Here is an 18,777-nt window from a genome sequence, read left to right as displayed (position 1 = left end):
GTTCGATATTCTACTTCTCATTTCTGAGAATACACAAAATTTGAAACGCTGCCTTGACGGTACCAATAAGCCACAAATCATTTATGCCCAAAAAAAGTTAAGACCTACTTTAGATTCCAACGACTTTAAATTACTTGCATCTGACTATTGTTAAGATGTACTTTACTCACTTTGATTGGCGGCTTCTTGATCTTCGTCGGTACATATTCTATACTAATGGCTACTGGCTGTTTTGTTCCTATTAACTATTTTTTGAATTAGCTGATTTCCCCCTAGGATACAATCCTAAACCAATATGTGCCCCTGCCAATACGACGAACTGCATTTATTTTTTGATATTTATCCGCTAAAATTTATATCTTTTTTCCCCGTTTCTTTAAAACATATAACCATATAAATTCTCCTGCTATAATCAAGAGAGTAACTATTACAGATACCATGCTAACTCCAACAGACATAGGGATTACTGAAATATAATATTCCCCCGGTTCCAAATATATTCCTGCATCTCCATTGTTGACATCAATAATATCAACCGACTTTCCATTGACCGAGATGGAAAACACATCGGTTTTTGCCAAATCTGTTGCTAGAATAGCTGAATTATCGACTACTATTTTCAACTCATTAAAATAGTTTGGATCAGTAATAAAATTCGCATCTCCTTGATTAGCATAGACTCTGTAATCTTTTATAATATAGTCGCCTTCGTAAAATCCCAATAAAAACGGATCATTAGGGTTCTCAAAACTCGTAATCGTGCACTTATTCCACCCCTGTTTTAAACTTATACTTTGTGTCTTATTCTTATTTACTATCTCCGAATCCTTTGAACACCAAATATTACATTCAACAAGGACCAGCTTATTTTCTCCTTGCATCTCATCAGGAATCGGAACACTAAGGGTTGCATATCCATCAGTAGGAACACTCATACTATATTTCCCCTCTATGCTTCCCTTACTCTTCTCCATCCCAACCTTTTGGACCATATCATTAGTCCACTCTATCTCTTGCCATTGCACAGGAGTACTATTCGATATTGCTTTCAAATTGTCGTAATGTTTTATTTCTTGTTTATCTAAAATAACACTTCCTAAAAATGCCTCTGGGTTTTCATCTGCTGCACATTCTTCTGTAATATAGGAAGAAGTTAATAATAGATTAGCCTCTTTTGTCCAGTAGCCCTCAGCAACATTTATTTTCTCGCTCTCATTAGTTACATTTAGAGTATTTGGATCGTCTTTTAATTTGTAAATAGTAAGGTTATATATATTTCCAATTTCTATATAGTCTGTTTCGCGAATGCCTTCAAACCATTCGCGAATATCGCGCTGTCCTGAACGATTCCCCTCACGGAATACCCGTTCATGTGTTGTCCAGCCATCTTCTCCAATATCACACCAAATTACAATATCTGGTTTGTTTTCTTTCAATATTTTAAGGTCGTCGATAGCATAATTATCTGGACAAACATCAAAAAAATATACCGGAACAAAAGTCGGCTGGGCCATTCGATCCGTTAATAGATTAAAAATCTTTATATGGGGAAATCCCCATACAAAATCATTTTCATCACTATTTTCTTCTATTAATTTTGTAACCGTTTCATAAACTTCTTTAGACTGTTTCGATACTTTAAAGCCCTCCAATCCTGGCACATTAACTTCATAATTGGTTTCATTACTTATTGGTTCGTCAGTCCAACCCCACCAATCGTAAGGATGAACCAATCTTTGTGCCAAACATAGTGAGCAGGTTATTATACATAAAACAACTACCAATACATTTTTCAGCCTTCTTCCTGGCATTTCATAAGATAGAAGCAAGCCTAACATCAACGGCAACGTTATTGATACCATTCTGATCCCAATTGTTGTCGTCGATGTCATCGCAGATTCTACGGTGCAAATCATAATTCCAAAAGCCAAAATCATAATACTATATGAATGGTATGGCCTTTTCTTAAAGACAAAATAGAGAATACATATTACCGTTACTGCAACCGCTGTATAAAAACCATAATAAGGTATTGCCGCACAAGCAGCATAAAATCCTGATTCAGCTAACAAGATTTCTATATTCTCTATTGGCAAAAAGCGTAGCAACAAATAGCTATAAAGAATCAGCCCAATAATAACTGCAAAAACGAAAATATCTTCATGCCTACTATTGTTTTCTAAACCAATATGCTGTTTCAAAAAGCACTGATAAACGTAATATATTACTCCTGCTAAAATCAAAAGGGCACAACAATATATATATCCGCTATGTAGTATAGCATTAAAAAAGGCTATACTAAGGTCGTAATAATTTAATAAGAATAAAATAATTGCCAATCCACCCGCGGCGATCATTCCACCTTTAATTAAATCTTTATTTCGAATATTCTTCTTTCTTTTTTGATAGATTCTTCCCAAGAATAGTAAAGCAGCTATCACACAAAATATAAACAGATACTTTTCATTAACAAGTGCATTCAATGCACCGCCAAAAACATTTCCTATACCGCCTTTTGATGTTGCTTTTAGATATACTTGCTCAAGGAAGGGCCAAAATGCATTGTTTGCTAACAACCAGATCATACAAATTCCTACAGGTACTACAAATCCTAAAATACAAATCCCAATATATCTCCCAATTTGTTTGCTTTTTTGGATTACACATATCACAATCATAGCAATTAGAAAGGCAATAGGAGCGATAACTCCTATTGACTGCTTATACAAAAATAATGTCCCTAACAATATGCCAGAACAAAATAACCACAGATTTTCTTTCCTATTATTGCCTTCACTTTCAAAAAATTTAATAAAAAAATATATTATTCCTATCATGAGGAATATGTAAGTCTGATTATAATCGCCAGGAAGATCATGAGGGCTTACAGACATCAATGTGGCCGCTACAATACAACTCAAACAAACATATTGCGGTTTGAAATATCGAGTAAAAATATTATAAAGCAAGATAAACATCGCGACTCTTTCAATCAAGCCTATAATCCGTAAAGCCAAGAAAGAATCACCTGCAATCGCGAGTCTAACATTCGAAAAAACAAGCTCCATTGGAGGCAAATAATAGAAAAAATCACGGTATACCATTTTTCCGTTCTGCATCAATTTATACGAAAAACTTTGCCATCCTACTGTGTCTGGAAAATAACGGTTTATAAAAAAACTGTAATACGCAACAATAGCAATTACCATCAATAAAAGATAATAATAATACTCTTTACGATCCTTGAATCGGATTTTTTCTTTTAAAATATAACTATTCATATCTTGTTTTTGCTCCGCTTTTGAAGTAAGAACTCCGCCAATGCAATATCTTCGGGATAAGTCACTTTAAAGTTGTCTCGATAATTAAAATTTTGATAGGCTGTAAAAGTTTCAGGCAAATCATGCCCCGAATAAGTAGTTTCCGAAGACGCACTGAAATATTGATCAATTTGCTTAAAATGATACGCTTCAGGTGATTGGACAAGCAAAAATTTTGATCTGTCGACAAACCGATTAGTTACAGTCCCTAAAGAATCTGTTATTTTAGCTGCTGTATAAACATAGTCGTATTGTTCCAATTTATTAATATAAAAATCAATTATTTGAGGAGTAATCATGGGCCTCGCAGCTTCATTAACAAAAATCTGATCGCAATCCGACACGTGTGTTCTAATATAATCCAAAGCATTCCGAAAGGAGTCGTTTCTGCCTTTCCCGCCGCGAATCGTCTTCACACCATACTGTTTTTCTACACGCTCTATTGTTTCTTTATCGTCATTTATAACAATATAAAAATCATTTAGAGTAGTTGCGGAACGAAAGGCTTCTATAGAATAAGATAAAATTTCTTTTCCGCACAACTTTAGATATTGCTTCGGCTTATCCGCTTCCATCCTAGTGCCAATGCCACCAGCTAAAATAATTCCTATCGTTTTTCCCATAATAATTCCTCTATCATCCAATAATACAATGCTTCGGTCTTTCACCCTTTAAATAACTTTCTAGCGCCTCTATTACCATATCGGTGCCACACCGCAGAGTATCACTTGAAGAGCCTGCAATATGAGGCGTAATAACAAGATTTTTTGCTTCTAAAAGCGGATTATCCGGCCTCATAGGCTCTTCATTTACAACATCCAACGCCGCCCCGCATATATCCCCATTATTCAACGCATCAATCAATGCTGACTCATCTACAAAGTATCCTCTTGCAGCATTAATAAAGTAAGCATCTTTTTTCATCAATCTGAACTGTTCTTTCGAGAACATATTTTTCAAATCTTTACCCCCAGCACAATGAACACTCACTATATCTGCTCTTTGTAACAGTTCTTCAAATTCTACTACTTCAACTGTTTTAGGAACAGTTGTCCTATCCACATAAGGGTCCGACACAATGATCTTCATACCGAACCATCCTGCTTTTTCTGCAACCAAACGTCCAGCGCATCCGAATCCAACAAGGCCTAGGGTCATATTCCTTAATCCTCGGCCTCTGAAAGCAATATATGGGCTCTCTTTTTCTAATCCCCAGAGAGAATCCTGATATTCTCTTGGCATTGTCTGTTTTGTTGTGGTAAGAATTTCCTCTTGAATCATTCTATTTGTCATTGATATATTCCGTGTAAGGTCCAATATCAAACCTATCGTAAAGTCGGACACCGCATTAGCATTTCTGCCGACATTATTACACACCATAATACCGTTGCGTTTCGCGGCATCCAGATCAATTACAGTTTTTACACCTGCACGACAACAGATAATCAACTTTAGTTTCTGGGCTGTCCTCATAACGGATTCATCAATCGTATCAAACTCGCTGATAATAATATCGACATTTCTACATTTCCTTTTGAGTTCTTCTGGTGTCAGCATCTTAAAATTATGCCCATATCCACAAAATTCAAAATCAATTTCAGGATATGCGCGCTGTAAATCCCCGATAAAAATCTCGGCAGTTACTAGAGCCTTTAAATGCTTCATCATGTATCCTTTCATCATCATCTCCCTCAATACTCCATTTCAATTATTCCAGCATCTCAAACGTATTCATATTAATATGTTTACCTCTCCGTTCTTCCTCTGGAGGTAATTCCATATAATTATGATAGGAAAGTTCCAACAATTTATCCCAGTCTTTTGGTACCGGGAATTCTTTTCCATTAAGTGGTAATCTAACGCTTTCGCTGAACCAATCTGCAGGGTACTGATGCACCAATTTCAAAGAAAGCCACGGTGGCGGTACATTAGATAAATAGCGATTCGTTTTTTTCCCTTGCAATTTTGTGGAAACCCTTGTATACTTTTCCCGCAATTTTTTTAAAGGAATCTTTTCTCCAAGTTTTGAAAAAAAACAAATCGCTAATTTAGTAACACCGCTAAATTTTCTCCATTGAATATTGGTACGATGTCCCATTGCTAAACCATAAATCATTAACATGTGAGCAACTCGAACTTTTTCCCTCCATCTTTGATTATAAGACTGCTCTAATATAAAAATATCTGTTTTAACAAAATTATAAGCATCTTTTTGTTCTTCCTGCTCATCAAACCATCTACACTTTCTATAGACAACTCCCGGAATAAAATCTACAAAATGGTTTCCAGACTGGTCACATGATAGAAACTCAAAATCGTCTCCTAGTTCATCTCTACATGCCTCTGCGAACTTATTGTATTCCTCTCGTGTCATAGCAATGTCCGCATCATCGTCCCACGGAATAAAGTTCTGATGTCTTACTGCCCCCAAGAGAGTCCCCGAGCTCAAAAAATACTTTATATCATTCTTTTCACAGATACGGTCTATCTCGCACAAAATTTTGAATGCTATTTCATGAATTTTTTGCATCTCATTGTTTTTCATTGCTTGCTTTTTCCTTTATCTCACGTTTTCCCGCATCTTTATATCCCACTACCAAAACTAGAGCAAATCGTATTAGATTTGCCCATAACGTAGCATAAGCAAAGCCCTCGATTCCCATATTAATTGTCGCCGGAACCGCAAGGGCCACATAAACAATACCATAAATAATTTGGATTGTAAACTGATACCTCTGATGACAAAATCTTAAGATAACAGCTAACAAAAGGCCCGCTGTAAAAAAAAGTATTTGCCCAAGTGTTGCGATGCCGATCAAGCCATTGGCTGTACTATATACATTAGGATAGAAAGTCCTAATAAGCCATGGCGAAACCAGAATGCATCCTATAAAGCAGATGCCTGATAAAGCTACTGCCAATAAGACAGCTTTCGAAAATATTCCCTTGGAAAAACTTCCACTATACCGCGCGAGGTAAGCTATCATCACCCCATTAATCGGTCCAATTAATAATGCGACAGTTTTACCTAAAACCGATGCTGTATAAAAAGTAGTAACTGCGTCTCCACCCATTAAATTCTGTAAAACAATTCTATCTATATTTTGAAAAAAATTAGCGATCAAATAGGACCCAGCAACCGTTACAGTTATTTTCCATACCTTTGCCTTCTGCTTTGAGCATATAAACGGTTTCTGATATATTGTATTTTGCGGCAAAACAAACAAAACTGCTGCTAGCTCCCCGCAAGCCAAAACCAAAAACCAATTTTTCGTAAATTTGTATAGGATAATCCCTAATAAATAGCCGATAGAAATAATAATATAATAAACAAAATAGCGCCTATAACGAAGTGTCAACCGATATTCAACATCAGAATAATAACGAATTAGTGTAAGTACTGTCAATACACAAAAAAACAGACCATTTATAGGTGTTAATGTATCTAAAGAATGTAATACAACAATTGCTACAGCACATGATATAATACAGAAAATCACCATTAATACATTGTAATCACCATTTCGGCTTTCAAACTGCGGCTTGATCACCAATCTCGTATTATTAAGTGCCATCCCAAATGAATTCGCCAATATTGCTACAACCGATAATAGATACAGAACATTGCCAAAAGCTTCTTCTCCCATATTCCTGTTCAGATAGGGATAGATAACAAACTGTATCACTATATTCATGATTATTATAGCCAGAAGATTGTATGATAAGTCCTTTGCAAAGCCCAATTTGAGTTTAGTTTTCATAATAATTACTTTTCTTTATTCTGTCTTTCTACTCCCCCAAAATTAATCCGTTTCTCCTCAACCACAAGAGGCCGTTTCATTACCCGGGTATTGATATTCAAAATATACTCCCCCAAAAAACCAATAAAAAACATAAGCACAGAGCCGAATAAAAATAATCCAATTAATATAGGGGCAGTACCCGCCGCAAAACCATACCAGTTCGTCAATTTAAGAATCAAATAGATCAAAGCGATCACGAAACTCGCTGCTGAAAAAACAAAGCCAATAATTGTCGCCAATCTTAAAATGACTTTAGAATAGGAAGTAATTCCGAGCATCGCCATATCATATAATGTATAGAAGTTATTTTTCGTCTTCCCCGCCTTTCGTTTTGGTTGTTCATATTCAATATCTTTCCGCTTAAATCCCAGCTCCGCCACAATACCACGCATATAAGGCATTGGATCGTCTAATTTTTTTAGAACTTCTATAAAACTTTTATCATAAAGCCCAAAGCCGGTAAAATTTTCAATTTGTTCTACGTCGGATATTTTTTTAATCAATTTATAGTACAGCTTTCTTACACCATACATTAGCCTATTTTCCATGCTGTTTGTTTTGATACCGATCACTACTTTATATCCTTCTGCCCATGCATTTACGAACTGCGGGATCATCTCCGGCGGATCCTGGAAATCGGCACACATCAACATAGTGCAGTCTCCATCCGCCTGTAAAAGGCCATAAAAGGGCGAACGGATATGTCCAAAGTTTTTTACATTAAAAATCGCCTTGATTTTCTGATTTTCAGCGCACAACCCTTGAATCAGTACGCGTGTATTATCCGAAGAATCATTGTCAATAAAGATTATTTCATAATCATATTCTGGAAGCTTTTCTTCAAATATATTAATAATCGTCCCTGATAACGAAACGACATTTTCTTGCTCATTATAGGTCGGAATAACAATGCTTATCTTGCTCATCTTTTCCCCCTGCACCATTCAATCGTTTTTTGAATTCCTTCTTCAAACGGAATTTGAGGAATGAAACCAGTATCCGCCTTTAAATCAGAAATATCAGCACACAGCCGCATTACCTGTTTTTCATTATATTCTCGCTTTCCATAACCAATTTCAGCATTTTTGTCAATACAACTTCTTATGGTTTCTACATACTCTTTCATTCGACGTTCCCGCCCGCTTCCCACACAATAGGATTTACCACTTTTTCCATTTTTTCCAATTGCAATCAATGCTCGAGCGACATCATCGCAGTAAAGATAATCCCACATCTGCTCACATTTTGTAACTTGGGGAGATTCCCCTTCAAGCAAAGTTTTTATACAATACATAATCATCGTATAATCATTATCTCCTGGGCCGTAAACGCTTAAAATGCGCGCCCAGTTGTGACGCATACCTATCTGCTCACATAAAATCCGGCTCAATCTGCCTGCTGCATATTTCGCAATTCCATACCCATTTTCGGGATGAATTGGGCTATCCGGAGCGACTAATCCTTCTATACGTCCATATTCCGCTTGTGAACCTGCTCCCACAAATACTTGGCATCCAATCCTTTTCGCTAACTCAACCGCATCTAATGTATAGCGAATATTCTCCTCTTGCGAAAATACATCATCCCTACTGTGCACGGAGGTGCTTTTCCATCCTAAATGAAAAAACGTATCATATTGCGTTTCTAATTCTATAGAGTGAAGCTTAGCAATATCACATTCCAATATCTGGACATTCTTATTTTTTGGAAGTTTATTTAATTTCTCACATGGGCGGTCAATTGCAAGCACATAATCACCATTTTCTAGAATTTGTCTGATTAATGCCATGCCAATCATCCCAGTCGCACCCATTATGATGTACTTCATCATTTTTACTCCTCGCCCACCATTGGTATAATCATATTTTCTTTCAATTCTTCCCTATCAAGGAAGGGTGCTAAATCTTCAAGCGGCGGCGAAACGATTGTTCCATCTTCAAGTTGCCGTGACGAAGATTTGGGTTCAAAGTTCTGTTCCGGCGTTACCATCACTTCACAGATTGCATATTCTGGGTTTTTGAGCGTTTTTTCGATACATTCACCCATTTGTCCATTTTTTTCGCAACGTACAAACGGATACCCATACGCCTGCGCAATCTTCTCAAGGTCAGGGAAACCCAGATCGCCACTCTCTGGCCCTATCCCTACGAGGGGTTTCCCAAAAAAAGAATTTTGTGTCTGCCTGATCGAATGATAGCCTTGGTTATTAATTACAAACAATTTGATCGGAAGCCGATTCGTAATAATCGTCTGCAATTCTTGTATATTCATCTGCAAGCTTCCATCGCCGGAAATGCAAATAATTTCTTTTCCACCGCTCGCATAACATGCTCCAATTGCCGCGGGAAGATCATATCCCATAGATGCAATTCCGGAATTTATGATAAAACGCTGATCCTTTTTTATGTGAAATCCATGGCTTCCTACGACGCATGCAGAGCCATTCCCAACCACCGTTATTTGTCCTTCGGGCAGCCTGGCTGCCAACTCCTTGATAAAGCAATAAGGATTACCGAGCTCACGCTCTTCATAGTGCTTAGGACATACCACCGGATATTTAGCCTTCCATTCCGCACAGCATTTCACCCACTCTTCCTTGTCAAAAACATGTCCCTCTGCACTTTTATTCAAAAGTCGAATTATATCGGCTACATTTGCGTGAACAGGCATATCTACAGCAATCGTTGGTTTTCTCAATTCCGCTTCGTCAATATCCACGACAATCTTATATGCCTCACGAGCCCATGTTTCATAGTTATAACCTACTTGTCGAATACTCAACCGGCAGGCAAGTGAAAGGATTAGGTCGCTGTTTTGAACAGCAAAATTCCCCGCACGATCCCCCATGATCCCACCACGTCCCACATAAAGCGGATGCTCATCATACATCTCATCAATACTGTTCCATGCCGTAACTACGGGAACGTTCAACTTCTCCACCAACCGCATAAATTCAGGATGTACTCCCGCTCCCATGATCCCGCTCCCTGCGTAAATTATAGGACGCTTAGCACTTTTTAATCGGCGAATAATTTCATCGGTTATATCTTGAGTTGGGGCAACCGGATTTTCACGCTTTTCATCTTCTGCCGAGTCATAATCTTTTAACTCATCCGTCTCAACTACTGCACTTTGTACGTTAACTGGAATATCAAGCCACACCGGGCCCGGCCTCCCGTTTTTTGCCAAAAATAATGCTCGTTTTAAATGATATTTTATTTCGTTTGGGTCAATCACCATTTCCGCATATTTTGTCATACATGTAACTGCCCGTGTTATGTCAAACTCCTGATCTCCCATAGCCCTGAGCGGCAGTCCCGTGCTACGGGCACAGGTAGAATATTTTACCTGTCCGGAAATGATAAACATCGGAATCGAATCTGTCCATCCACCGACAACGCCTGTAATAGCATTAGTTCCTCCTGGGCCCGTTGTCACGCACACAGCAGCAATTTTATTATGAATACGCGCATAACTTTCTGCAGCAATTGCACACGCTTGTTCGTGATGATTATAAATGCAATGCAAATTTTTATTTTTGCCCAAAGCATCATTTAGATGCATTGCACCACCGCCGACAACTGTAAATACATCATGAATTCCGTTTTCTGCCAAAAAATCCGCAACATAATCCGCAAGTCTGATTTTCATATTCTTTCCTTTATCCTATCTCTGAATTCGTCCACTCGTATCGCCACTGACAAACTTTTTAACTTCTTCCACTGATACTCGATTAAAATCACCAATGATGGAGTGCTTTAAGCAACTTGCCCCAACAGCAAACTGAAGGGCCGCTTCGTGCGAGTAGCCATTTAGCAGACCGTAAATAAGACCTGCTGAAAATGAATCTCCACCGCCAACACGATCTACAATATCTGTAATATCATATTTCTGGCTGTGAATAAACTGCTCACGGTCATTTAAACAAGCCGACCACCCATTGCGATTCGCGCTTTTACTGTCTCGTAAGGTAATCGCTACAATCTTTACATTTTTGAAATCTTTCAATACTTGTTCACTAATATTACGATAAATATCGAGATCAAGTTCTCCTTTTCCAGCTTCAATTTCAGAATATATCCCCAATGACTTTTGAAAATCTTCTTCATTGGCAATAATAACATCGGTATATTTTACGATTTCCTGCATTATTTCCGGCGCTTTCTTCCCATAATTCCAAAGTTTTGCCCGGTAATTCAAGTCACATGAGACTGTAACGCCAGCCTCTTTTGCTACTTTTAATGACGCAATCGTTTGCTCCGCAGCTTCCATACTGATTGCTGGTGTAATTCCCGTCACATGATACCACGCTGCCTCTGCAAAAATCTTTTTCCACTCGATCATCCCAGGTGCAACTTGTGAAATTGCGGAAGCACTGCGGTCATAAATCACCTTTGATGGTCTTTGCGCCGCTCCAGCCTCCAGAAAGTAAATACCCATCCGTGCGTTATCACTGTAGGCAATATGAGAAACATCCACGCCAAAGCGACGCACCTCGGCTTCGGCTGCTTTTCCAATATCGGTATTCGGTAACACTGTCACAAATTCCGCATCCATTCCAAAATTAGCCAAAGAAACAGCTACGTTTGCTTCCCCGCCTCCAAAGGTCGCTTCCAGTGTATTTGATTGAAAGAATCGTTCATAACCCGGCGCCTTCAATCGTAACATAATCTCACCAAAAGCAACAATTTTCTTATTCATACGGCTTCTTACCTTCCCGTTCTATTTCTCACTGCTTTTTTAATCATCTCAATCATATATTCGATCATTTCATCCGTCATTCCTGGATACACGCCGATCCAAAACGTATCGTTCATGATTCTATCGGTATTCGCAAGTTCCCCTATCACACGGTAGCCCGTCCCTGCGGCGCGCATTTCGTCAAAACAGGGGTGCTTGATTAAATTCCCGGCAAATAAATTGCGCGTCTGAATACCATGTCCTTCTATTTCTTCCACGAGTCTTTCACGGCTGACCCCCGCTTCCGGTTTTACAGTAATCAGAAAACCGAACCAGCTCGGAACGGAATTTCCCTCTGCCTCAGGTAGAATCAACTTATCCTCCAGCCCGGCTAAACCGTCGCGCAATTTTCGCCAGTTTCTTCTCCGCGTTTCGATAAATGACGGGAATTTCTCCAGTTGGGCACAGCCTACGGCTGCCTGCATATCCGTCACCTTTAGATTGTATCCAAAGTGAGAATAAACATACTTATGATCATACCCGAACGGAAGTTCTCCATATTGCCTGTCGAATCGGTGCCCACACACATTGTCATGCCCGGACGGGCATACGCAATCACGTCCCCAGTCGCGCAGAGAATTCACGATTTTATGCAAAAGAGCATCATTTGTATAAACGGCTCCGCCTTCTCCCATTGTCATATGGTGTGGCGGATAAAAGCTTGATGTGCCAATATCCCCAATGGTTCCCGTAAACCGTTCCTGCCCGTCAAGGCAATATTTTGAACCGAGCGCATCGCAATTGTCCTCAATCAGCCAAAGATCATTTTTATCACAAAATTCTTTTACTGTTTTTAAATCGAATGGATTCCCCAGTGTATGCGCCGCAAAAACAGCTTTCGTTTTCTCCGAAAGCGCATTCTCCAATTGTGCAGTATCAAGATTATACTGCGGTATTGTCACGTCAATAAAAACCGGAACAGCCCCATATTGTATGATCGGAGCTACCGTTGTTGGAAAGCCTGCGGCAACCGTAATAACCTCATCTCCCGGCAGGATTCTTCTCTCTTTGAGCAATGGAGAAGTAAGTGCCATGAACGCCAATAGATTGGCCGATGAACCGGAGTTCACCAGCGAACAATACCTCACTCCCAAGAAATCTGAAAACTCTTTTTCAAAACGCTCCGCGTACTTTCCCGTGGTCAACCAGAATTCAAGCGCGCTATCCACAAGATTCTGCATTTCCCTTTCATCATATACGCGCGCCGCATAGGTAATACGGTCTCCTTCGGAAAACAGTTTTTTTTCTAACTTGCATTTTTTACAATATTCTCCGACGCTTTCCAGTATCTCCCTGCGCGCCTCCTGCTCTGTTTTATCCTCAAACATTCTATTTATCCTTCCAAATACTCTGTTATCTGCTCACGCATACAGTTTCTAATATCCCCATCTTCCTGCCAACATTTAGTCCATTCCACTACCTTTTCAATCGCTTTTCTTACGTTCCAACGGGGATTCAGACCCCAGACAGCCTTTAGCCTGGAACAATCCAGCTTTAAAAAACTCGCTTCGTGGACAGCTTTTTCTTCGCATACATTTTTCCATGTAATGCCTCCCCACGACTCACAAAACATTGTTGCCAGTTCGCCAGTTGAAACGCAGTCTGCATAATCCGGCCCAATATTATAATTCCCACTCAATTCCGCATCTTCGTACTGTCCCTGTAAGATCGTCAAATATGCACACAAAGGCTCCAACACATGCTGATAGGGACGTATCGAATAAGGATTCCTGACTACAATGTCCTCTCCAAGCGTTGCCGCCCGAACACAATCGGGAATAATCCTATCATTCGCAAAATCTCCGCCGCCAATCACGTTGCCTGCACGCGCAGTGGAAATTGCCGTATTCGTTTCAGTGAAAAATGACTTTTTATAGCTATCTGTCACCAACTCAGAACAAGACTTTGAATTGGAATAAGGATCATACCCATTCAGCTCATCCGTCTCACGGTAGCCCCATTCCCACTCGTTATTTTTATATACCTTGTCTGTTGTAACATTCAAAAAAGAACGTACGCCGCCCGCTTTTCTGATACTTTCAAGCACATTCACCGTTCCCATTACATTTGTCTCATAGGTATACACCGGGTCTGCGTATGAATCCCGGACAATCGGCTGTGCGGCCATATGGATTACAATCTCAGGATTCGCCTGCCGCATTGCATCCTCCAATTGGCTTAAATCGCGTATATCTCCAATCACGGAATGCATGTCTTTTTCAATTCCCGCCAGATGGAAAAGTGCCGGAGTTGTTGAAGGAATCAATGAAAACCCTGTAATCTCCGCTTCGCATAACAATAATAACTCACATAACCACGAACCCTTGAAGCCCGTATGGCCTGTGAGAAATATACGTTTATTCTTAAAAAAGTCTTTTTGAAACATCAATCTTTCCACACCTTCCATGGTGCTTTATTTTCCTCAAGCAATTTGTCCAACAATTTTTGGTCGCGCATCGTATCCATACACTGCCAGAACCCTTCATGCTTAAAAGCCATAAGCTCGCGTTTTTCCGCCAATTGTTCAAGCGGTTCGCGCTCCAGAACAGTAGCATCGCCTTCAATATAATCGAATAAAGAAGGTTCAAATACCATAAATCCGCCATTAATCAATCCCATATCTTCTTGGGATTTTTCACGAAATGAGGTGATCGCATTTCCCTGCTCAATATCCAATATCCCAAACCTGCCACTGGGACGAATCGCTGTCATTGTAGCAATCTTCCCATGCTTTTTATGGAATTCGAGGAGCGCCTTGATATCCACGTCAGCAACTCCATCACCATAAGTCAACATGAATGGTTCGTCACCAATATAGTTCCGTACACGCTTGACTCTTCCACCCGTCATGGTATTGAGTCCCGTATCAACAAGCGTGACTTTCCATGGTTCAGCAAAATTATCATGGACAATCATCTTATTTTCATTTCTGAAGTCAAAGGTAATATCCGACATGTGCAGATAATAGTCTGCAAAGAATTCTTTAATAACATAGGCCTTGTATCCCAAACAAATAACAAAATCATTAAACCCGAAAGAGGAATAATATTTCATAATGTGCCAAAGTATTGGTTTATCGCCAATTTCTACCATCGGTTTTGGCTTCAAATGAGATTCCTCACTAATACGTGTTCCAAAGCCTCCCGCTAAAATTACAACCTTCATTTATTACCTCATACGACTTAAATATTTTTAGTTAAAGCAAGTGTTTTTATTATATCATCTAAGCTTCATTCTTTCAATTCCAATCAGAACTAAATTTGTACAATGTCAAAAGATATGTTACACATTGACGAGGAGGTCTTTGTAGTACTGAAGCGAAAACTTGCGCTCCAGCATGATGAACGGAAAACGATTGTCATTTCTCTGGTATCGTTTCAGTTGGTATATTCGCATCTTCTACGCTGTAGAAGCTCCTGCCTTCATAAAGCCTCTCCTGATCTATCCTGTGGACTCGTTCCACTTTGCCGTTGTGTCTTGGGGTTGCTTTTAGGTACTTTCCTTCCTGCCTAAATTGGTCATAGTGACAAGGAAGCGTTTTATCATGGTGGGCTCTACTTCTTCCGGAACAGTAACGCTGTATTTCTGTTCCAGAAAATTCAGCAAATATTGAATCTGCTTTTTGTAATTGCCTACGGTTCGGGGCGATAATTTTCTTACCTGACAGTTAAATTCAAATTCCAACAGTAAATCCTTTTGCAACATAAAAGCACCTTTCTTTCCGAATATAAACCCGTTAAGAAAGGTGCTTATTTTATGCTGTTATGATAACGGCTTGGTAACACGTACTTGCCGGTGTGACTTTACCAACAGTTATCGTACTTGAAGCGGTTTTTCCTGCAATCCTGAAAGATTTTGGTGTCTTTTCCTTACGATGCAAAACCGCTCAAACATGCATGGTTATCGCTTATTTCACGCTGTCGATGTAGGAAATGAGGTCAAGAACCTTATTGGAATAACCCCACTCGTTGTCATACCAGGCGATGAGCTTCATGAAGTTGCCCGTAAGAGCGATACCAGCCGTCGCATCGAAGATGGACGTATGAGCGTCGCCGAGGATGTCGCTGGAAACGATAGCGTCTTCCGTGTAGGACATAATGCCCTTCAGCTCGCCTTCGCAAGCTTTCTTAACAGCTGCGCAAACTTCTTCATAGGTCGTGTCTTTGCCAAGGCGGCATGTAAGGTCTACAACCGAACCGTCAAGGGTAGGAACGCGCATGGACATACCTGTCAGCTTGCCGTTCAGTTCCGGGATAACCTTGCCAACAGCCTTTGCCGCGCCCGTAGAAGAAGGAATGATGTTGCCGGCAGCAGCACGTCCGCCTCTCCAGTCCTTCTTGGAAGGACCGTCAACCGTCTTCTGGGTCGCCGTTGTCGCATGAACCGTCGTCATAAGACCTTCGACAAGACCAAAGTTGTCGTTGATGACCTTCGCCAGAGGCGCCAGACAGTTCGTCGTGCAGGATGCGTTGGAAACAATCGTCATGGAAGGATCATACGTCTTGTTGTTTACGCCCATTACAAACATCGGAGCATCCGCCGAAGGAGCAGAGATCACAACCTGCTTTGCACCTGCTTCAAGATGAGCCTTCGCTTTATCCGTCGTCGTGAATACGCCTGTCGACTCCACAACATAATCGGCACCGATTTCTCCCCACGGGATTTCAACCGGGTTCATTTTGTCGAACACTTTGATCTCATTGCCATTCACAACAATTGCATCGTCTTTGTGGGAAACTTCCCCGTCAAAGCGGCCGTGAACCGTATCGTATTTAAGCATATACTCCATATAGTTAGGATCAATAAACGGATCGTTAATCCCCACCACCTGAATGTTCGGGTTCTTCGTAGAAGCACGGAAAACCAGTCTGCCGATACGACCAAAACCGTTGATACCAACTTTGATAGCCATAATGTAAAATCCTCCTAAATTATTTATTTAATTAATTTTTTGCGTACATATAATATTATATGTGATTACAGAGGGTTTTGCAACCCGCTTTCGCTCATTTTTTCACAGGCAGAAAACAATCAGGCCCACAATTATAAGCGCCGTACCCGCGAGTCTTCGTTTTGTCATTTTTTCTTTTAAAATCACGCAGCTTAAAATGGCAACCAGTGCCATACCCACAGACTCAATTGCCGGACCATATTTATAGTCCATCCCGGAATAAGCCCATATGGAAAAGCACATAGAAACCAGCAGCATCATATATCCAAAGATGACACGCTTATTCAGGTACTGCTTCCAAAAGCTCGCATATTCCTGGTTTGCGCTTGTTTTAAGTAATATTTGCGAAAACGCGGCAATCGTTACGCCGCACAGCATAATTAATACGCTACTTAGACTCAGCATCCGTATTCACCAACATCGTGCCGGTAATGATAATCGCAGTCCCGATTATATTCGCCACGGTGATTCCTTCCCGAAAAATAAGTGCGGACCATACCATCGACCATATGATCGCTACTGACCGGTTTGCATAAGCAACATTTAAATCAAACCGTTTGAGCCCCTGCTGCCAAAGCAATGCGTAAACCGCAAGCAACACAAAATCAAGCAGAATGTAAATAATAAACATCCTGGACATAAATTCGTTGCCATGCGTGGCCATCTTGCCGCATACGCTTGAAAATGTATAAATTACAATAATTGCTTGCAAGAAAATGATCCCGCGCCAATCAGTTTTCTTTTTGACTTGCTCCATTCTTCCGCCTCCTGTCCCCAATATGCTACTTTTTTCTTATGAAAATGTCAACTTATCCTTTTATTCTCATCTCTCTATTTTTCCTTCTTCAAAAATTTTTCGATCTGGAAATTAACCCTGTTTCTCAGGTTGTACTTTTTTTTCTCTAATAGTATAATGAACTTGTCTTTTGAATTATTATAAGGAGGATTTTATAGATGCCATTAGTTACAACCAAAGAAATGTTTGAGAAAGCATACAAGGGCGGGTATGCGATTGGCGCATTTAACGTGAACAACATGGAAATTATCCAGGGGATCACGGAAGCGGCAAAGGAATTGAACGCCCCGCTGATTCTGCAGGTTTCAAAAGGTGCGCGTAACTATGCAAACCCGATTTACCTGACAAAGCTTGTTGAGGCTGCCCTCGAGGATACCGGCCTCCCGATCTGCCTGCACCTTGATCACGGTGACAGTTTCGAGACGTGCAAATCCTGTATTGATGGCGGCTTTACCTCCGTTATGATTGACGGTTCCCATCTTCCTTTCGAGGAGAACATCGCCGTAACCAAACGTGTCGTTGACTATGCGCACGACCGCGGCGTTGTTGTCGAGGGAGAGCTTGGGCGTCTTGCCGGCGTGGAAGATGAAGTGCAGGTTTCCGCTGAGGATTCTTCCTATACACGTCCCGAGGAAGTTTATGAATTTGCCAGCAAAACAGGCGTGGACAGCCTCGCAATTGCGATTGGTACAAGCCACGGCGCGTTCAAATTCAAGGGCGAGCCGAAGCTGCGTTTTGACATTCTCGAGAAAGTAACGGAAATCCTTCCGGGCTTCCCAATCGTTCTCCACGGCGCATCCTCCGTTATCCCGGAATTTGTTGAAATGATTAACAAATACGGCGGCGATATGCCGGGAGCCCAGGGCGTTCCGGAGGCGCTGCTCCGCAAGGCTGCCGAAAGTGCGGTTTGCAAAATCAATATTGATTCCGACCTTCGCCTTGCAATGACGGGTACGATCCGCAAACACTTTGCAGAGCATCCTGCTGATTTCGATCCGCGCCAGTACCTGAAACCAGCACGGGAAGCAATCAAGCAAATGGTTGCCCACAAAATCGTAGATGTCCTCGGCTGCGACAATAAAGCGTAATTTTTCAGAGCAGTCAGGACCACCAGCTAAGCTGGTGGCTTGCACTGGCCCTATAAGGGCCCTGATACTGGCAGCGCCT

17 protein-coding genes are annotated in these 18,777 nt (G+C 40.5%); 1 reads left to right on the top strand and 16 read right to left on the bottom strand.

Going from position 1 to position 18,777, the window contains the following annotated elements; translation table 11 throughout:
• Positions 1 to 353: 353 nt before the first annotated feature.
• The 16 genes from BBD38_RS13925 to BBD38_RS13850 form a co-directional block, all read right to left on the bottom strand.
• Positions 354 to 3,281, bottom strand: coding sequence for an ArnT family glycosyltransferase (locus BBD38_RS13925; protein ID WP_066689292.1), 2,928 nt, complete (start codon positions 3,279 to 3,281; stop codon positions 354 to 356).
• The gene (locus BBD38_RS13920) at positions 3,278 to 3,943 is read right to left on the bottom strand and encodes an IspD/TarI family cytidylyltransferase (RefSeq protein ID WP_066689289.1); all 666 of its coding nucleotides are present in this window, start codon (positions 3,941 to 3,943) and stop codon (positions 3,278 to 3,280) included. The genes BBD38_RS13925 and BBD38_RS13920 overlap by 4 nt, the downstream gene beginning before the upstream one ends.
• A 13-nt stretch (positions 3,944 to 3,956) precedes the next feature.
• Positions 3,957 to 5,006, bottom strand: a complete 1,050-nt coding sequence (locus BBD38_RS13915) for an NAD(P)-dependent oxidoreductase (protein ID WP_066689283.1) — start codon at positions 5,004 to 5,006, stop codon at positions 3,957 to 3,959.
• Between the two features lie 22 nt (positions 5,007 to 5,028).
• On the bottom strand, positions 5,029 to 5,865 hold the full coding sequence (locus BBD38_RS13910; RefSeq protein ID WP_066689281.1) for a LicD family protein: 837 nt from the start codon (positions 5,863 to 5,865) through the stop codon (positions 5,029 to 5,031).
• A complete protein-coding gene (locus BBD38_RS13905) occupies positions 5,852 to 6,967 on the bottom strand; it encodes a lipopolysaccharide biosynthesis protein (RefSeq protein ID WP_172807854.1) in 1,116 nt (371 codons plus the stop codon). Before BBD38_RS13905 ends, BBD38_RS13910 begins: the two co-directional genes overlap by 14 nt.
• A 119-nt stretch (positions 6,968 to 7,086) precedes the next feature.
• The gene (locus tag BBD38_RS13900) at positions 7,087 to 8,049 is read right to left on the bottom strand and encodes a glycosyltransferase family 2 protein (protein WP_066689277.1); all 963 of its coding nucleotides are present in this window, start codon (positions 8,047 to 8,049) and stop codon (positions 7,087 to 7,089) included.
• Complete coding sequence (locus BBD38_RS13895; RefSeq protein WP_066689275.1) at positions 8,046 to 8,954, bottom strand: NAD-dependent epimerase/dehydratase family protein; 909 nt, start codon at positions 8,952 to 8,954, stop codon at positions 8,046 to 8,048. Before BBD38_RS13895 ends, BBD38_RS13900 begins: the two co-directional genes overlap by 4 nt.
• Positions 8,955 to 8,956: 2 nt before the next feature.
• A complete protein-coding gene (locus BBD38_RS13890; protein WP_066689273.1) occupies positions 8,957 to 10,774 on the bottom strand; it encodes a thiamine pyrophosphate-binding protein in 1,818 nt (605 codons plus the stop codon).
• A gap of 15 nt (positions 10,775 to 10,789) precedes the next feature.
• Positions 10,790 to 11,824 (bottom strand): sugar kinase, encoded by a 1,035-nt coding sequence (locus tag BBD38_RS13885; RefSeq protein WP_066689271.1) that lies wholly within the window; start codon positions 11,822 to 11,824, stop codon positions 10,790 to 10,792.
• An 8-nt stretch (positions 11,825 to 11,832) separates the two neighbouring features.
• Positions 11,833 to 13,191, bottom strand: a complete 1,359-nt coding sequence (gene rfbH / locus BBD38_RS13880) for a lipopolysaccharide biosynthesis protein RfbH (protein WP_066689269.1) — start codon at positions 13,189 to 13,191, stop codon at positions 11,833 to 11,835.
• 5 nt (positions 13,192 to 13,196) lie between these two features.
• On the bottom strand, positions 13,197 to 14,270 hold the full coding sequence (gene rfbG, locus BBD38_RS13875) for a CDP-glucose 4,6-dehydratase (RefSeq protein WP_066689267.1): 1,074 nt from the start codon (positions 14,268 to 14,270) through the stop codon (positions 13,197 to 13,199).
• Positions 14,249 to 15,028 (bottom strand): glucose-1-phosphate cytidylyltransferase, encoded by a 780-nt coding sequence (rfbF, locus tag BBD38_RS13870; RefSeq protein WP_066689265.1) that lies wholly within the window; start codon positions 15,026 to 15,028, stop codon positions 14,249 to 14,251. The genes rfbG and rfbF overlap by 22 nt, the downstream gene beginning before the upstream one ends.
• Positions 15,029 to 15,352: 324 nt before the next feature.
• Positions 15,353 to 15,568 carry a phage integrase N-terminal SAM-like domain-containing protein gene (locus BBD38_RS14880; protein WP_066689263.1) on the bottom strand — a complete coding sequence of 72 codons (216 nt, stop codon included), beginning with the start codon at positions 15,566 to 15,568 and terminating at the stop codon, positions 15,353 to 15,355.
• Between the two features lie 202 nt (positions 15,569 to 15,770).
• Positions 15,771 to 16,775: a type I glyceraldehyde-3-phosphate dehydrogenase gene (gap, locus tag BBD38_RS13860; protein ID WP_066689261.1), complete on the bottom strand. Its 1,005-nt coding sequence runs from the start codon at positions 16,773 to 16,775 to the stop codon at positions 15,771 to 15,773.
• A gap of 102 nt (positions 16,776 to 16,877) precedes the next feature.
• Positions 16,878 to 17,219, bottom strand: a complete 342-nt coding sequence (locus BBD38_RS13855; protein ID WP_066689294.1) for a hypothetical protein — start codon at positions 17,217 to 17,219, stop codon at positions 16,878 to 16,880.
• Positions 17,203 to 17,571, bottom strand: coding sequence for an EamA family transporter (locus BBD38_RS13850; protein ID WP_066689259.1), 369 nt, complete (start codon positions 17,569 to 17,571; stop codon positions 17,203 to 17,205). Before BBD38_RS13850 ends, BBD38_RS13855 begins: the two co-directional genes overlap by 17 nt.
• 197 nt (positions 17,572 to 17,768) lie before the next feature.
• On the opposite strand from BBD38_RS13850, the gene fba reads away from it, so the two are divergent.
• Complete coding sequence (gene fba, locus BBD38_RS13845; RefSeq protein ID WP_066689257.1) at positions 17,769 to 18,698, top strand: class II fructose-1,6-bisphosphate aldolase; 930 nt, start codon at positions 17,769 to 17,771, stop codon at positions 18,696 to 18,698.
• Positions 18,699 to 18,777: the final 79 nt, after the last annotated feature.

It is taken from the genome of Christensenella intestinihominis, assembly GCF_001678845.1.
GTDB lineage: Bacteria > Bacillota > Clostridia > Christensenellales > Christensenellaceae > Christensenella > Christensenella intestinihominis.
Note: the sequence above shows the minus strand (reverse complement) of the source record. Positions and strands in the feature narration are given on the sequence as shown.

Bases quoted from the DNA above. Each gene is read 5' to 3' on its own strand.
- BBD38_RS13925 (WP_066689292.1), bottom strand. From the start codon at position 3,281: ATGAATAGTTATATTTTAAAAGAAAAAATCCGATTCAAGGATCGTAAA.
- BBD38_RS13920 (WP_066689289.1), bottom strand. From the start codon at position 3,943: ATGGGAAAAACGATAGGAATTATTTTAGCTGGTGGCATTGGCACTAGG.
- BBD38_RS13915 (WP_066689283.1), bottom strand. From the start codon at position 5,006: ATGATGATGAAAGGATACATGATGAAGCATTTAAAGGCTCTAGTAACT.
- BBD38_RS13910 (WP_066689281.1), bottom strand. From the start codon at position 5,865: ATGAAAAACAATGAGATGCAAAAAATTCATGAAATAGCATTCAAAATT.
- BBD38_RS13905 (WP_172807854.1), bottom strand. From the start codon at position 6,967: ATGGGAGAAGAAGCTTTTGGCAATGTTCTGTATCTATTATCGGTTGTA.
- BBD38_RS13900 (WP_066689277.1), bottom strand. From the start codon at position 8,049: ATGAGCAAGATAAGCATTGTTATTCCGACCTATAATGAGCAAGAAAAT.
- BBD38_RS13895 (WP_066689275.1), bottom strand. From the start codon at position 8,954: ATGATGAAGTACATCATAATGGGTGCGACTGGGATGATTGGCATGGCA.
- BBD38_RS13890 (WP_066689273.1), bottom strand. From the start codon at position 10,774: ATGAAAATCAGACTTGCGGATTATGTTGCGGATTTTTTGGCAGAAAAC.
- BBD38_RS13885 (WP_066689271.1), bottom strand. From the start codon at position 11,824: ATGAATAAGAAAATTGTTGCTTTTGGTGAGATTATGTTACGATTGAAG.
- rfbH (WP_066689269.1), bottom strand. From the start codon at position 13,191: ATGTTTGAGGATAAAACAGAGCAGGAGGCGCGCAGGGAGATACTGGAA.
- rfbG (WP_066689267.1), bottom strand. From the start codon at position 14,270: ATGGAAGGTGTGGAAAGATTGATGTTTCAAAAAGACTTTTTTAAGAAT.
- rfbF (WP_066689265.1), bottom strand. From the start codon at position 15,028: ATGAAGGTTGTAATTTTAGCGGGAGGCTTTGGAACACGTATTAGTGAG.
- BBD38_RS14880 (WP_066689263.1), bottom strand. From the start codon at position 15,568: ATGTTGCAAAAGGATTTACTGTTGGAATTTGAATTTAACTGTCAGGTA.
- gap (WP_066689261.1), bottom strand. From the start codon at position 16,775: ATGGCTATCAAAGTTGGTATCAACGGTTTTGGTCGTATCGGCAGACTG.
- BBD38_RS13855 (WP_066689294.1), bottom strand. From the start codon at position 17,219: ATGCTGAGTCTAAGTAGCGTATTAATTATGCTGTGCGGCGTAACGATT.
- BBD38_RS13850 (WP_066689259.1), bottom strand. From the start codon at position 17,571: ATGGAGCAAGTCAAAAAGAAAACTGATTGGCGCGGGATCATTTTCTTG.
- fba (WP_066689257.1), top strand. From the start codon at position 17,769: ATGCCATTAGTTACAACCAAAGAAATGTTTGAGAAAGCATACAAGGGC.